We start from the raw sequence: 15,612 nt of genomic DNA, 5'->3' as shown, positions 1-15,612 counted from the left end.
TAAAATGAAAAGTGTCATATCATTCTCTACAGGGTTTCACTTAAATATCTTGGAGTAACGATGAGTATTACACGTAGAAAATTTATTCGTAATGTCGCATTAGGTTCTGCTGGTATGGTGGTAATGCCAGAAACTATGGCTAAGGATACCTGTAGTAGTGAGGGCGAAAAATTATTAAATGCTAAAAATATTGTCATTATTACCGCTGATCAGCTAGCTAAGCGTGCGGTTGGGGGATATGGAAATAAGGTCGTAAAAACGCCGAATATTGATGCGTTAATGGCTCAAGGTGTCAGCTTTGAGAATGCTTATTGTAGTTATCCGCTATGTGCACCTTCGCGATCGAGCTTTTGGACAGGATGTTTACCTCATCATACGGGAGTTGTTGCCAATGATAATGCGGATATTCCTGAAACATTGGCAACCGTGGGATCTATTTTTAGTGAGGCGGGCTATGAATGCTACCATTTTGGAAAACGCCATGATCACGGTGCGTTGAGAGGTTTTATTAGTGCGGAACAAATTGAAAAAGATTTTCCCGCTGAACCCGCTTTTCCTGTGAATTATGACACTAAAGAAGATGTATATTGCTTAGAGGAAAGCTTAAAATTTATTAATCGATTGAATCAACGAAAAGAGAAAAAACCATTTTTATTAGCGGTTGAATTCAATAATCCGCACAATATTAACGGCTGGGTAGGCAAATTTGCAGGAGAACACGGTGATATTGAAGGGATCGGCGAATTGCCTGAGCTTTTAGATAATTTTGATACAAAATCAGATTTAATTAATCGACCAAAAGCGGTTCAATATGCTTGCTGTACTCATACAAGAGTAAAACAGGCAGGCAAATGGAATGAAAAGAATTTTCAACAATATCTTAAAGCTTATTATTACTATACAGAACTTGCGGATAATTATATTGGGCAAGTTATTAATGCATTGAAAGAAAACGGGCTTTATGATGATACGCTCATTGTCTTTTTCTCTGATCATGGTGATGCAATGGGTGCGCATCGGCTTGTTACAAAAATGAATTGGTTTTATGAAGAAGCGATGAATGTACCTTTTACCTTCCTCGGGCCAGATATTCAAAAAAATCAGCATAAAAAAGAGCTGGTATCCTTATGTGATTTATTGCCAACACTTTGTGATTATGTAGGGTTAACTGTTCCTAATCCGATTTATGGGCGTTCCTTGTTACCGTTATTACAAAATAAACCGACCGAAGAGTGGCGAGAATATGTTGTTGCCCATTGGAATACGGATCGAAATCTTGATCTTCAACCAGCACGAATGTTAAGAACAAATGAGTTTAAATATGTGCTTTATAAAGAGGACGAGGAAGAAGAGCTCTATGATATGGTCAATGATCGTGGTGAAACACGTAATTTAGCAAATGATCCAAATTATCGAGAGATTAAGCGGGAATTACGTGCGAAATTAGACAAACATATCCAAAATAATTCTGATCCTTTTTATTCTCAAGATGTGTTAATTGATCCTCAACGTTGGCGTAGCCATCCATTGGGGTACGAACATCATACAGGGGAAACAAGTACCGAAATTTATTTACGGGAAATTCGCCCATTACTAACGAAGAAAGATTGGGAGAAAGCACATAAGGTAACGCTTGAATTACAGAAACAATTACGTTTGAGTAAAAGTGTGCTTGTTGTGGATAAGTAATATCACAATGCTGTATAGCTAAGTGTTATTTTGACATTCCACAGTTATACAAAAAAGGCTAAAAAAACACCGCACTTTTTAAAAGTGCGGTATTAATTGAAAGATTTTTTAATTGGCTTAATTGAAAGTTTTCAGGCTATCGACAGTATTATCACAACCAGAGGTTGTGCAATAAAACAAGTCATTATGCAGTACAACAGCTGTATTGAAATGAGCATTTAAAGCTTTAACATCAAGTATATCAATTATTACAGGTGTTACGCCTATTTTTATGAGGGAGTACAATGCCAATTAACCATCTCGGTCAGCCTATCGGTGAACTTATTGCAGATTTTACAGTGGGAGAGTTGCCGAATATTCAAACGTTAGAAGGGCAATATTGCCGTTTGGAACGGTCGTCATTTTAGCGATATTTATGATTTTTTGGGGCCAAATAGCCCTGAAAGCCAATGGACTTATTTGTCTATTGATGCGCAACCTAACGAACAAGCCGCACGGCAACTTTTGCAACAATGGGCAAGCGTTTCAGATCCCTATTATTTGGCGATTATTGATAAAGCTACACAAAAAGCCGTTGGACTATTTTCTTTAATGCGAATAGACCCGAAAAATCGTACTATCGAAATGGGCTGGGTGATTTATTCAGAAAGCCTTAAACATTCCCGTGTTGCAACCGAAGCCCAATTTTTAGCAATGCAATATGTGTTTGAAACCTTACATTATCGCCGTTACGAATGGAAATGTGATAGTCTAAATCAGCCGTCTTTCAATGCGGCGAAGCGCCTTGGCTTTCAATTTGAGGGGATTTTTAGGCGTGCGCTGGTGTATAAAGGGCGTAACCGTGATACCGCGTGGTTTTCAATGTTGCAAGAAGAATGGCAGGCAATGAAACCTAAGTTCCAACGCTGGCTTTCGGCTGATAATTTTGATGCCACAGGTCGTCAGTTGCGTTCGTTACAAGATTGTTAAAATTTCTACCAAAATCTGACCGCACTTATTAGTTTAGTTTTACGCACAAAAAAAGTGCCTCTTTCTGTGGGGGGAGAGGCACTAAAGTGTTGGAGTGATTATCTATTATTGTTTGAATGGTTAGATGATAATAGTTCTCAAGTACAAAGTCAACAGATAAATGAAAATAATTCTCAATATTTTTTTATTCAATGTAAGGCACGCAATGGGTCAAAGAAAGTGCGGTAGGAATTTGACCCGAAAATTCAAATTCGCCTGCATAGGCATACACCTCAACCCCTTCTTTGATCGCTTGGCTGAGCAATTTGGCGTATTCAGGATCGATGTATTCTGCCACTTTGAAATGATCAAAACCGTTGTGCAAGCCCGCGAAAAAAATCACCGCTCTGTGTCCCAGCTTTTTCATCGCCATTAATTCACGCAAATGTTTTTGCCCCCGCGTGGTTACGGCATCGGGGAACATTCCAAGATTGCCTTTTACGAGTGTGACGGATTTTACTTCAACATAGCAATCGGGCAAGCCTTTGCCTTTGAGCAGAAAATCAATGCGGCTGTTTTCTTCGCCATATTTCATTTCAGGCAAAATTTCGCTGTATGCGGCTAATTCTTTGATTTGCTTATTTTGCAAGGCTTCAAAGGTGAGCTGATTGGAACGGTGGGTGTTAATGCACACCATTTGCCCATTTTTGAGCTGGGTGAGTTCCCACGAATGGGGATATTTGCGAGTTTTGCTGTCGGAGGTGGAATACCAAATGGTATCGCCTTTTTCGCCACAGCCTGTCATCGCGCCCGTGTTGGCACAGTGAATCGCCAGCACCTCGCCATTTGCCAGCTCTACATCAGCTAAAAAGCGTTTATAACGGCGAATGAGTGTCGCGGATTGTAATGAAGGTAATTGCATTTTTGTTCCTAATTGATCTAAAAGCCTGAAGTGTATCATTTTGCGGTTGGGGGAAAAAGAAAAAGTGCGGTGCTTTTGAGGCGTAAATTTTATATCTATTATGTATGCTTTATTTGCCATAACTAAAATTAAAGGTAAATATCGCAGCAATCAGATTGAGTGCTATAGATGAAAGTAATACCGGGAAATAACCGTATTGACCGGCAAAAGACATCGCCATCGTTGCATAAATAAATCCCATAATGACGATAACACTGAGTTGTAATGAGAAGAACGTGGCTTTAGCTTGCATTGGTGCGGCTTTATCCATAATAACCGTACTTATTGAAGCTAATAAGGCAGGCTGGATAAGAGAATATAAGCCAATCACGCCATAAGCTGTTAATATTTCTATTTTTTGTTGCGTAAGCATCAGTAAGCAGAGTAATGGCAACGTTTGTAATATTAACAAATATTGTAGTGTTTTAATCCGCCCAAAACGTTTGATTAAAGGAATGATTAGTAAGGCTGAAAATACGCCTATGATTGAGCCATAAATTTTTGTAGCTATACCTATATTCGCGATAGATCACCCTGCATCAACTAACATTGGGTTAATGAGCACATATGCTGAGCTGAATCCGCTTGGTAAGATAAGCAGAAGGAAAAACCACATTTTATTAGCCTTCATAAAAGCAGTCATTTGTGCAATCAGAGGGTATTTGGTGCGACTTTCTTTGTACGCCACTTTTTCTGCTTCGGGTTCGTAATAAAAAATAAGTTGAACGACTGAGATTGCAGTCAGTGCAGATAATACGAATAGCGAACCTTGCCACTGGAGCGTATTGTAGAACATTAATATTATGCCTCCGCCAATAATATTTCCAAATAAATTACTGGCGTATTGCACGGCATTCGCTTTTTGGCGATCGGATTCTACAAAAATTTTACAGGCTAACCCATCAATGGCAACATCTTGGATACAGGTCATCACACTGTACAAAAGAAATAGCACTAATACGATAGAAAAATGCTGAGCAATATCAAAAAAACTGGAGATGACTAATAAAATTGTCATACAGCTTTGTGCGATGATTAGCCAGCCACGGTACATTCCTTGGAAAAACGTGCGTATATGATCAACCGCCAAGGCAAAAAATAATTTTCCTGCAATCGGAAGTGCTATCAAGTTAAGAAGAGCGAGTTTATCCAACGAGAACCCTGAAACTCGGAGAACAACAATTGAGGCAATCAATGCAAAGGAAATGCCAATGTATGATCTGCCCCCAAAAAGTTAGACTATATTCTAATTTCATTCAAGGACTGAGTTCTGTATTCCACAGGGCTTAGTCCTTTGAGCTTCACTTGAATACGCTCATTGTTGTAGTAATGAATGTACTCGTGAATCACTTTTTCAAGCTGTTCAAAGGTTTCAAACCGCTTGCCAAAGTAACATTCCGTCTTCAATCGCCCGAAAAAGCTTTCCATCGCACCATTATCAAGGCAATTGCCTTTTCTCGACATACTTTGCGTAATACCGTGTTTTTTCAATATCTCCCGATAACCCATCATTTGATACTGCCATCCTTGGTCGGAATGCAGTATCGGTTTTTCCCCCGCTAATCGGTTCACCGCCTGGGTCAGCATTCTGGTTATCTGCTCAAAACTCGGACTTCTCGCCACATCATAAGCAATAATTTCGTTATTAAACAAGTCTTTAATCGGCGATAAATACACTTTGCCTTCCGCACATTTGAACTCGGTGATATCCGTTACCCACTTCTCATTCGGCATCGTTGCCGTAAAATCCCGTTGCAATAGATTATCGGCAATTTGTCCCACTTTGCCTTGGTAAGAACGATATTTTTTCTGCTTACTTTTTCCTTTTAACCCCAAACGTTGCATTATCGCTTGCACCCTTTTGTGGTTGATAATCAAGTATTTCCTTAATTCCAAGGTAATTCGACGATAACCATAATTTTCGTCATTTTTGCGATAAATTTCCTCTATTTTCTGTGAAATCGCTACATTTTTATCCGACTTTGGCTTGAGATGATAAAAGAACGAACTGCGTGCCAATCCGATTAGTCTGAGTAACAATTCCAACGGGAAACGCGAGCGTAAGGCATTTACGATGACGGCTTTTTCTGCATTTTTTGTTGGTTGAGTTCCTGCAACTTTTTTAGCATTGCATTCTCCGCTTCTAATTCCAAAATTCGGTAACGCAAGCGTTCTTCTTCTGTTTTGGGCGTTGGTGGCATTTTAGGTGAGTTGAGTTTCATACTTGGACGACCTTTAGGTTTGAGTAATAACCCATCTATACCTTGTTTTTCAAAGCGTTGCAACCATTGACTAATTATCCCTGAACTGGGGATATCAAAGCGAAAGCAGGCGGCTTCAGCGGAGCACTGGCCTTTTTTGATAGCTTGAATAACCTTTAATTTAAACTCAACAGAATAACATCGTTTTTTACCTAACACAGCTAATCCATTGATTCCATTATGATTAAATTTCGCAATCCAACGTGCTAACGTGCTTTGGGGAAGCTGAAAATACTGGCGAGTAAGCGAACGGTTTTTTCCATTTTGATGATAAAAGTCGAGCACTTGTTGTTTGAAACGTTGAGTATATTTAGTCATAAAAAATCTGCACCTTAATCAGTTGGTTATTTAGTCCAACTTTTGGGGTGCAGATCATTTTAAATTCAAACGACTATAATGCTATTTGTGTAAATTAAAACGTATGTGTTCATTAAACACTAAGTATGTCATTGTAAATGTTATTTTTTACCTTCTAATGGTGAAAAGGGGCGTTCAATATGACCAGTGTAGAGCTGTCGAGGGCGAACGATTTTCATATTTCCTGGTTTGAACATCTCTTTCCAATGTGCAATCCAACCAACAGTTCGAGCTAACGCAAAAATAACGGTAAACATTGATGTTGGAATTCCAATCGCTTTGAGAATAATGCCTGAATAAAAATCAACATTAGGATAAAGTTTATGTTCAATAAAATAAGGATCATTTAATGCGATACGTTCAAGCTCCATTGCTACATCAAAGAGGGGGTTTTTAATATTTAGCTCTTGTAATACTTCATGGCAAGTTTGACGCATTACTTTAGCTCTAGGATCGTAATTTTTATATACGCGATGTCCAAATCCCATTAAGCGGAATGGATCGTTTTTATCTTTAGCTCGAGCGATATATTCAGGAATACGCTCTATAGTGCCAATTTCTTCTAGCATATTGATACAGGCTTCATTAGCTCCACCATGAGCTGGTCCCCATAAAGAAGCAATACCTGCTGCAATACAAGCAAATGGATTTGCTCCTGATGAAGCTGCTGTACGTACTGTTGAGGTCGAGGCATTTTGTTCGTGGTCGGCGTGTAATATAAAAATACGATCCATAGCACGTTCTAATATAGGATTAACAATGTAAGGTTCGCAAGGTGTAGCGAACATCATATGTAAGAAATTTCCCGAATAAGAAAGGTGGTTCTGAGGGAACATAAAGGGCTGTCCAATAGAATACTTATAGCACATTGCCGCGAGGGTTGGCATTTTTGCTAGTAAACGAATGGCAGTAATTTCGCGATGTTCAATATTGTTAATATCTAATGAATCATGATAGAAAGCGGCTAAGGCACCGCTAACTCCGCACATAATTGCCATTGGGTGGGAATCCCGACGGAATCCATGGAAGAAACGAGAAATTTGTTCGTGAACGAGAGTGTGTTTACAAACTAATTTTCTAAAAGTTTGATATTCTTCAAGTGAAGGGCGTTCGCCAAATAGGAGTAAGTAGGCGACTTCTAAATAATCAGCATTTTGTGCTAGGTCGGCAATTGGATAGCCTCGATGAAGTAATATGCCATTGTCTCCATCAATATAGGTGATTTCCGAAACGCAGGATGCGGTAGACATAAAACCGGGGTCAAATGTAAAAAGTTTATGTTTGACGAGAGTTTGAACGTCAATGACATCATATCCAAGTGACCCTTTATATACAGGCAAATTGAGTTCACGACCATCACTTAGCATTAATGTAGCATTTGGTTTTGTCATAGTTTTTTCCTCTTTAAGTTAGAAAGTGAATGATGTTGTATTTGATAAATTATTTTATATGTTGTGTAAGCTTCAACTATAACTTGCTGTTGTGTTGTTGTCTTTAATCTTGGCAAAAAAAAATTGTTAAGGAAATGTTATTTTTCGAAAAATGAGAGATAGATCAAAAAATTAGAAAAATGTTAATGGGTTGTTAATTGAAATTGTTGCTTATCACTATAATTTGTTTTTAAATTATCTAAATAGAGCTGAGAGGGAAATCAGTGCGTGTTTATTAATAAATCCTATGTATAATTAATTCTTAATCCGTTGTAGGTTTTACCCATAAAATTAGGTGGTATGAATGAAACAAACAAGCCAAATTGGTGAATGGTTAGCTTCAAGTGCATTAAATGGTGCTAATCAATCTTATATTGAAGAGCTTTATGAGAATTATCTTCAAGATCCTCATTCTGTTGATGAAAGTTGGCAGCAGATTTTTGATAAATTGCCAAAACATACTATTGTTGAACAAGCTCATTCACCTGTTCGTCAATATCTTAAACGTTTAGCGAGAGACAACAATGCTGAAGGGGGCAGCGTTATTGATCCCAAAGTGAGTGCAAGATTAGTGAAAGTGTTGCAATGGGTAAACGCACATCGTAACCGTGGGCATTTACACGCGGATCTTGATCCTTTAAAAATTTGGCAACGTATGGATGCTCCGACATTAGATTACAAATTTTATGGCTTTACAGATGAAGATCTTGACGAAGTGTTTGATGTTGGTGGTTATGTCTATAACAAAGAACAAATTAGCTTGCGTGAACTGACTTCATCATTAAAAAATACCTATTGTGGTACTATTGGCCTAGAGTTTATGCATGTCAATGATTTAGAGGCAAGAAAGTGGCTACAAAGTAAAGTAGAAAACTTATTGAATAAACCGCTATTTAATCGAGATGAACAACTTAAATTTCTTGAAGAGTTGACTGCTGCAGATGGTCTAGAACGCTATCTTGGTGCTAAATTTCCAGGTGCGAAACGCTTTTCTTTAGAAGGGAGTGATGCATTTATTTTACTGATGAAAGAAATTATTCGCCATAGTGGGCGTAATGGCATCAAAGAAATTGTTATGGGAATGGCACACCGTGGGCGTTTAAATTTATTGGTAAATGTTCTCGGGAAGAAACCAGCAGAATTATTTGATGAATTTGCTGGAAAACATCAGGGAGATGGAACAGGAGATGTTAAATATCATCAGGGTTTTTCTTCTGATTTTATGACTGATGATGGTATTGTTCACCTTGTACTCGCGTTTAATCCTTCCCATTTAGAAATTGTGAATCCAGTTGTTCTTGGTTCCGTTAGAGCAAGGCAAACTCGTCTTAATGATATTGAACGATCGCAAGTTTTACCAATCACTGTTCATGGTGATTCTGCTGTTGCAGGGCAAGGCGTTGTTCAAGAAACCTTAAATATGTCGGCAACAAGAGGATATTCTGTTGGAGGGACGATCCGTATTGTAATTAATAACCAAATTGGTTTTACCACATCCAACCCACATGACACGCGTTCAACGGAATACAGTACAGATATTGCCAAAATGATCGAAGCACCAGTGATTCATGTCAATGGAGATGATCCAGAAGCCGTAGCCTATGCAGCAAGAATGGCAGTGGAGTTTAGAAATAAATTTAAACGAGACATTTTTATTGATTTAGTTTCTTATCGCCGTCATGGACATAATGAAGCGGATGAACCTTCAGTAACACAGCCATTAATGTATGAACGTATTAAACGCCATCCTACCCCACGCAAGGTTTACGCAGATCGCTTAATTGAATCAAATGTGATTGATGAAGCTTACAGTTTAGAATTGATGAATAATTATCGAGATGCACTTGATAATGGTGATTGTGTTGTACCTGAATGGCGTGAGAGAGATGTAGAAGCAGCGGATTGGATGAAGTTTCTGAGTAAAGAATGGAGCGATTATAATGGCAATTTTGATGAGCAGCGTTTTACAGATCTTGCACTTAAAGTATGTGAATACCCAGAAAATCATCTCCTTCATTCAAGAGTAAAAAAAATCTATGACGATCGCAGATTAATGGCGAAAGGTGAAAAGCTATTTGATTGGGGAATGGCTGAAACGATGGCTTATGCGACTTTATTAGATGAAGGTTATAACGTTCGGCTATCTGGAGAAGATGCAGGACGTGGTACGTTTTTCCATCGTCATTCTGTCTTACATAACCAAAAAAATGGTACGGTTTATACACCACTGACACAGTTACATAACCAACAGGGACATTTTGAAGTATGGGATTCAGTGTTATCTGAAGAAGCTGTGTTGGCTTATGAGTACGGTTATGCGACGACAATGCCTAAAACGCTAACATTGTGGGAGGCCCAGTTTGGTGATTTTGCCAATGTCGCCCAAGTGGTCATTGATCAATTTATCAGTTCGGGAGAGCAAAAATGGGGCAGAATGTGTGGTTTAGTGATGTTGCTTCCACATGGTTATGAAGGGCAAGGACCTGAACATTCCTCCGCACGTTTAGAACGTTACTTACAACTTTGTGCCCAGCAAAATATGCAAGTATGTATTCCTTCTACGCCAGCACAAATTTATCATTTATTACGTCGTCAGATGTTGCGTAGAGTGCGTCGCCCATTAATTGTGATTACGCCAAAATCCTTACTTCGTCACCCTCTTGCTATTTCAACTAAATCAGAATTAGTAAATGGAACCTATCAAAATGTGATAGGAGAAATTGACAGCATCGATCCAAAACAAGTGAGAAGAGTGGTTATGTGTTCAGGTAAAGTATATTATGATTTACTGGAGCAACGACGTAAAAATAATCAAACTGATATTGCGATTATTCGAGTGGAGCAGTTGTATCCTTATCCACACGAAGAAATGAAAAATGCATTACTTCCTTATCAGCACGTTACGGATTATGTATGGTGCCAAGAAGAGCCACAAAATCAAGGGGCGTGGTATTGCAGTCAGCATAATTTTATCAGTTCGTTGCCTGAAAATGGAAAACTTCGTTATGTGGGAAGAGAGGCTTCAGCTTCACCAGCGGTGGGGTACTTGGCTTTGCATAATGAGCAACAACGTGCTTTAGTTACTGAAGCATTAGCATAATTTAAAGAAAGTGCGGTCAAAAATTGCCGCACATTTGAATGTAAATGGCATAATTAAAACAAAAAATAAGGAATACAAAATGAGTGATTTCGAGATCTTAACACCCGTTCTCCCAGAATCTGTAGCAGATGCGACAGTTGCAACTTGGCATAAAAAGGTAGGAGATGAAGTAAAACGTGACGAAGTGTTAGTGGAAATAGAAACAGATAAAGTGGTATTAGAAGTACCCGCACAGGCAGATGGTGTGCTTGAAAGTATTTTCGAGAACGCAGGGGCCACTGTTGTGAGTAATCAAGTTCTAGGTAAAGTCACGGCATTAGCGGTTGCAGGAAGTACAACAAAAGAAAGTGTACAAAAAGTGGAACAAACTCCAGCAGATCGTTATTCAGCAAATTTATCTGTAGAAAACCCAAATAGTGATATTCTAACTCCTGCGGCACGTCGTCTATTAGCCGAAAATGATCTTACGGCAGAAGAAGTACAAGGAACAGGGGTAGGCGGGCGTATTACCCGTGAAGATATTCAGAGAACTGTGGCACAAAAAGCAATTCAAACGCCTTCTACACCATCTCAGCCACAAAGTGTAGAAGATTCCGGATTGAACTTTTCGGGACGTACGGAAAAACGGGTACCGATGACTCGTCTGCGTAAACGGGTAGCAGAGCGTTTATTAGAAGCGAAAAATAATACAGCAATGCTCACAACATTTAACGAAGTTGATATGCAGCCCATTATGCAGTTGCGTAAAAAATATACTGAAAAGTTTGAGAAAATGCACGATACCCGCTTAGGTTTTATGTCTTTTTATGTGAAAGCCGTTGTTGAAGCCTTAAAACGTTATCCTGAGGTTAATGCTTCTATTGATGGTGATGACATTGTGTATCATAACTATTTTGACATTAGTATTGCAGTTTCTACACCTCGGGGCTTAGTCACTCCCGTGCTGCGTAACTGCGATAAATTGAGTATGGCAGGTATTGAAAAACAAATTAAATTGCTCGCAGAAAAAGGGCGTGACGGTAAACTTACGGTGGAAGATCTTACTGGGGGAACTTTCACGATTACAAATGGCGGTGTATTTGGTTCATTGATGTCCACACCGATTATTAATCCGCCACAAAGTGCAATTTTAGGTATGCACGCGATTAAAGATCGTCCAGTGGCATTGAATGGTGAAGTAGTCATCCGTCCAATGATGTATTTGGCTCTGTCTTATGATCATCGCTTAATTGATGGACGGGAAAGTGTGGGCTTTTTGGTTACGATTAAAGAAATGCTCGAAGATCCAACACGTTTATTACTAGAAGTTTAAGTCTAATATTAAGGCGATAGGGATTCTTATCGCCTTATTTGTATCAAAATAGGGATAAAAAGGGAGAACAAGAGAAGATGAATTTACACGAATACCAAGCAAAGCAACTTTTTGCTCAGTATGGTTTACCAATTAGCGAAGGCTATGTGTGCGAAAATGTAGAGCAAGCTTTTGAGGCAGTGAAAAAGCTAGGCGGTTCAAAGTGGGTGGTAAAGTGCCAAGTTCATGCCGGCGGACGGGGCAAAGCAGGCGGCGTAAAAGTGGTCAGCTCTGAAAAAGAAGTGCGGTCATTTTTTGATAAATTTTTAGGTAAACCTCTAGTTACTTTCCAAACAAATGCTAAAGGTCAGCCTGTTAATAAGATTTATCTTGAGCCTTGTATTTCAGTTAAAAAAGAGCTTTATCTAAGTGCTGTGATTGATCGTAGCTCACAGCATATTGTCTTTATGGTTTCTTCAGAAGGTGGGGTAAATATTGAAGAAGTGGCAGAAAAATCACCGCACTTACTGCACCGTATTCGCCTTGATTTACTCGTGGGAGGAATGCCTTATCAAGGGAGAGAATTGGCCTTTAAGCTTGGTTTAAAAGGTAAACAAATTAAACAATTTAGTGAAATGTTTTGTCAGCTTAGTCGGTTATTTATTGAAAAAGATCTTGCCTTATTAGAGATTAATCCATTAGTTATTTTAGATAATGATGAACTGCATTGCCTTGATGCAAAAGTGGTAGTGGATAGTAACGCGTTATATCGTCATCCTGATTTGCTTGCAATGCGAGATTTGAGTCAAGAAGATCCCCGTGAAGCTGAAGCAGAAAAATGGAATCTAAATTATGTGGCATTAGATGGTAATATTGGCTGTATGGTAAATGGGGCAGGTCTAGCAATGGGAACGATGGATATTATTAAATTATACGGCGGACAGCCAGCCAACTTCCTTGATGTTGGTGGCGGTGCAACTAAAGAACGCGTTGCTGAGGCGTTTAAAATCATCTTAACTGATCCCGCTGTAAAGGCGATTTTAGTAAATATTTTTGGGGGGATTGTGCGTTGTGATTTGATTGCTGAAGGTATATTAGCCGCGAGTAAAGAGGTGGGAGTGAGTGTGCCTGTTGTTGTTCGTTTAGAGGGAACGAATGCCGAACAAGGTAGAATGATGTTGACTCAAAGTGATACCAATATTATTTCAGCACAAAGTTTACAGCAAGCGGCAATTGAAGTCGTTAAGGCAGCAAAGGGAGAATAAAATGTCAATTTTAGTCGATAAAGATACCAAAGTAATTTGTCAAGGTTTTACTGGAGGGCAAGGTACTTTTCATTCGGAACAAGCACTGGCTTATGGTACAAAATTAGTGGGAGGTGTGTCACCAGGTAAAGGAGGGACGACACATCTTGGATTACCCGTGTTTAATACTGTGCGAGAAGCCGTGCTACAAACAGAGGCAACAGCAACAATGATTTATGTTCCCGCTCCTTTTTGTAAGGATGCGATTTTTGAAGCTATTGATGCTGGGATATCGCTGATTGTTTGCATCACTGAGGGAATTTCAACGTTAGATATGCTACAAATCAAACAAAAACTTAACGAAACGGGCGTGGTGATGATTGGACCAAACTGTCCTGGTATTATTACGCCTGATGAATGTAAAATCGGCATAATGCCAGGAAATATTCATCAAAAAGGATATATCGGCATTGTATCTCGCTCAGGAACATTAACTTATGAGGCAGTAAAACAGACTACGGATGAAGGCTTTGGGCAATCCACCTGCGTCGGTATTGGTGGAGATCCAATTCCAGGTTCCAGCTTTATTGATATTCTTAAACGTTTCCAAGTGGATCCTGAAACACGAGCAATCGTAATGATAGGAGAAATTGGTGGTACGGCAGAAGAGGAGGCAGCATCTTTTATTCGTGATAATGTTACTAAACCTGTCATTGCGTATGTTGCTGGCATCACCGCACCTAAGGGTAAACGAATGGGGCACGCTGGAGCTATTATCAGAGGTGGAAAAGGCACAGCAGATGAAAAAATTCACGCATTACAACAAGCAGGGGTAGTGACAGTGAGTAGTTTAGCGGAGATAGGATTGGCATTGAAAAACGTGTTAAGTTAAGGCAATAAATTATTTTATAAAAAATGTAAGGGGAATCTATTTCCCCTTTTTTTTAAGTATGCTTATGAAATTATCGCGAATATTCTTTGCAATGTGAATAGTGCCGTTTTTGTGCTGTTATGTAATAGCTTTCTGAATGGCATTTAAGAAATAACAAAATTTTTGAAAAATCCCACAGCACTTTGAAAGGTTTCGCCATAAAAAATCAGTGGAATGCGGTTGCGTTGCCACACGGGGACATTATGGGCTTGCCAGCATTTTTTGATATCTTGGTTAATGCCATTTGGGTTTCTCACTTTGCCTGAATAGGCGAAGCGAATACTAATAGGGGCTTCAGGTTTAGGCAGGGGCTGAATGTAATCTTGCCACATTGCTTGCACGCCCGTTGGGGTTTCCGTTAAGCAAATTTGCCCTAACTTGTCGGGCAAAGTTATAGGTTGGTTGAGGGTTACGGGCAGGCTAAGCTGGCGGAGATCGGCAAAATGCTCGGTGAGATACAACCGATGTTGATAACGGCGGAGCATTTTATCACCAAGCTGAAATTGCGGATTGCGATCCACCTCGGCAAGAATCACGTCTTGAATGATTTGTGAGAGCTGTTTACTGCTAGGCATTGGCTGTTGCAAGGTTTCCAGCCATAAGCGGAGCAGGGCTTTTTGCTTCAGCATTGACCATTGGTGAAAATTCGTCAGGTCAAAAGTGCGGTCGTTTTTTCGACTATTTTTTTCTAGCTCTGCTTGGAGCAATTCCGCTAATAATTGCTGTTGTTCGGCACAATGGTTAGCACTGCGTTGCACTGCTTGATCGAAATACGCCCAGCGTTCACGCAGTTGGGGCAAAATTTGATTGCGTAAAAAATTGCGTTCGTACTGGTTATTTTGATTGCTTTCGTCTTCAATCCAATTTAGCTGATTTTCAATGGCATATTGATGAAGTTGCTGGCGAGAGAAGGGGAGCAGGGGGCGAAAAATCGTGAAATTAAACACCGCACTTTGCGTTTTCATCGCTGATAATCCGTTGACACCGCTACCTCTTTTCAAGGCAAGAAAAAAGGTTTCCGTTTGATCTTGTTGGTGGTGGGCGGTAACCAACATTTCTTGCGGCAAAATATGGCATTGAATGGCGTGATAACGGGCTTGGCGAGCAGCTGCTTCCACCCCCATTCCCCGTGAAAGTTGCACTTTTTCAACGATCAAGGGAATGGAAAATTGCTGGCAAAGCTGTTGGCAATGTGCAACCCAGTGATCCGCATTCGGGCTTAACCCGTGATGAATGTGGATCGCCCGCAGTTGTAAGTGCGGTTGTTTTTGGCGATATTTTTCCCATAATGCGAGCAGCACGGTAGAATCCAGCCCACCGCTTAAGGCAATCAGAAAATGCGAGTGGGGCTGGCGTTGTAATTGCTGTTGAAATTGCTCAATTAGCGTCATAGCAAGGGC

General features: G+C 39.7%; 13 protein-coding genes. 7 read left to right on the top strand and 6 right to left on the bottom strand.

What is annotated here, in order from left to right:
• Nucleotides 1-60: 60 nt before the first annotated feature.
• The 3 genes from DXZ23_RS09800 (at nucleotide 61) to DXZ23_RS09795 (ending at nucleotide 2,658) form a co-directional block, all read left to right on the top strand.
• Entirely contained in the window at nucleotides 61-1,689 is a 1,629-nt protein-coding gene (locus tag DXZ23_RS09800; protein ID WP_017805868.1) for a sulfatase family protein, read from the top strand.
• A 284-nt stretch (nucleotides 1,690-1,973) separates the two neighbouring features.
• Nucleotides 1,974-2,096, top strand: coding sequence for a hypothetical protein (locus DXZ23_RS15935; RefSeq protein ID WP_017805867.1), 123 nt, complete (start codon nucleotides 1,974-1,976; stop codon nucleotides 2,094-2,096).
• Nucleotides 2,097-2,112: 16 nt separating this feature from the next.
• The gene (locus DXZ23_RS09795; protein WP_017805866.1) at nucleotides 2,113-2,658 is read left to right on the top strand and encodes a GNAT family N-acetyltransferase; all 546 of its coding nucleotides are present in this window, start codon (nucleotides 2,113-2,115) and stop codon (nucleotides 2,656-2,658) included.
• 184 nt (nucleotides 2,659-2,842) lie between these two features.
• Here DXZ23_RS09795 and sfsA read toward each other — a convergent pair whose 3' ends face one another.
• The 5 genes from sfsA to gltA all read right to left on the bottom strand — a co-directional run bounded on the left by sfsA (nucleotide 2,843) and on the right by gltA (nucleotide 7,607).
• Complete coding sequence (gene sfsA / locus DXZ23_RS09790; RefSeq protein WP_017805865.1) at nucleotides 2,843-3,559, bottom strand: DNA/RNA nuclease SfsA; 717 nt, start codon at nucleotides 3,557-3,559, stop codon at nucleotides 2,843-2,845.
• Between the two features lie 109 nt (nucleotides 3,560-3,668).
• A complete protein-coding gene (locus DXZ23_RS09785; protein ID WP_051052672.1) occupies nucleotides 3,669-3,971 on the bottom strand; it encodes an MFS transporter in 303 nt (100 codons plus the stop codon).
• A gap of 156 nt (nucleotides 3,972-4,127) precedes the next feature.
• The gene (locus DXZ23_RS09780; RefSeq protein WP_021724044.1) at nucleotides 4,128-4,793 is read right to left on the bottom strand and encodes an MFS transporter; all 666 of its coding nucleotides are present in this window, start codon (nucleotides 4,791-4,793) and stop codon (nucleotides 4,128-4,130) included.
• 44 nt (nucleotides 4,794-4,837) lie between these two features.
• Nucleotides 4,838-6,177 (bottom strand): IS3 family transposase gene (locus DXZ23_RS09775; protein WP_114995505.1). Its coding sequence is split into 2 segments (ribosomal slippage): nucleotides 4,838-5,727 and nucleotides 5,727-6,177, totalling 1,341 coding nucleotides; the frame shifts between segments, so codons are not numbered across the junction.
• A gap of 140 nt (nucleotides 6,178-6,317) precedes the next feature.
• On the bottom strand, nucleotides 6,318-7,607 hold the full coding sequence (gene gltA, locus DXZ23_RS09770) for a citrate synthase (RefSeq protein WP_017805862.1): 1,290 nt from the start codon (nucleotides 7,605-7,607) through the stop codon (nucleotides 6,318-6,320).
• A gap of 343 nt (nucleotides 7,608-7,950) precedes the next feature.
• Here gltA and sucA point away from each other — a divergent pair, with 343 nt between their 5' ends.
• From sucA to sucD, 4 genes are all read left to right on the top strand, one after another.
• The gene (gene sucA / locus DXZ23_RS09765; RefSeq protein WP_017805861.1) at nucleotides 7,951-10,746 is read left to right on the top strand and encodes a 2-oxoglutarate dehydrogenase E1 component; all 2,796 of its coding nucleotides are present in this window, start codon (nucleotides 7,951-7,953) and stop codon (nucleotides 10,744-10,746) included.
• A 79-nt stretch (nucleotides 10,747-10,825) separates the two neighbouring features.
• The gene (gene odhB / locus DXZ23_RS09760) at nucleotides 10,826-12,058 is read left to right on the top strand and encodes a 2-oxoglutarate dehydrogenase complex dihydrolipoyllysine-residue succinyltransferase (protein WP_017805860.1); all 1,233 of its coding nucleotides are present in this window, start codon (nucleotides 10,826-10,828) and stop codon (nucleotides 12,056-12,058) included.
• Nucleotides 12,059-12,135: 77 nt separating this feature from the next.
• A complete protein-coding gene (gene sucC / locus DXZ23_RS09755; RefSeq protein ID WP_017805859.1) occupies nucleotides 12,136-13,302 on the top strand; it encodes an ADP-forming succinate--CoA ligase subunit beta in 1,167 nt (388 codons plus the stop codon).
• A 1-nt stretch (nucleotide 13,303) separates the two neighbouring features.
• Nucleotides 13,304-14,173, top strand: a complete 870-nt coding sequence (sucD, locus tag DXZ23_RS09750; protein WP_017805858.1) for a succinate--CoA ligase subunit alpha — start codon at nucleotides 13,304-13,306, stop codon at nucleotides 14,171-14,173.
• Between the two features lie 143 nt (nucleotides 14,174-14,316).
• Here sucD and tilS read toward each other — a convergent pair whose 3' ends face one another.
• The gene (gene tilS / locus DXZ23_RS09745; protein WP_021724049.1) at nucleotides 14,317-15,603 is read right to left on the bottom strand and encodes a tRNA lysidine(34) synthetase TilS; all 1,287 of its coding nucleotides are present in this window, start codon (nucleotides 15,601-15,603) and stop codon (nucleotides 14,317-14,319) included.
• Nucleotides 15,604-15,612: the final 9 nt, after the last annotated feature.

Source organism: Avibacterium paragallinarum (assembly GCF_900450705.1).
Taxonomy (GTDB): Bacteria; Pseudomonadota; Gammaproteobacteria; order Enterobacterales; family Pasteurellaceae; genus Avibacterium; species Avibacterium paragallinarum.
The sequence above is the reverse complement of the archived record's forward strand: the minus strand, read 5'-3'. Positions and strand labels throughout refer to the sequence as shown.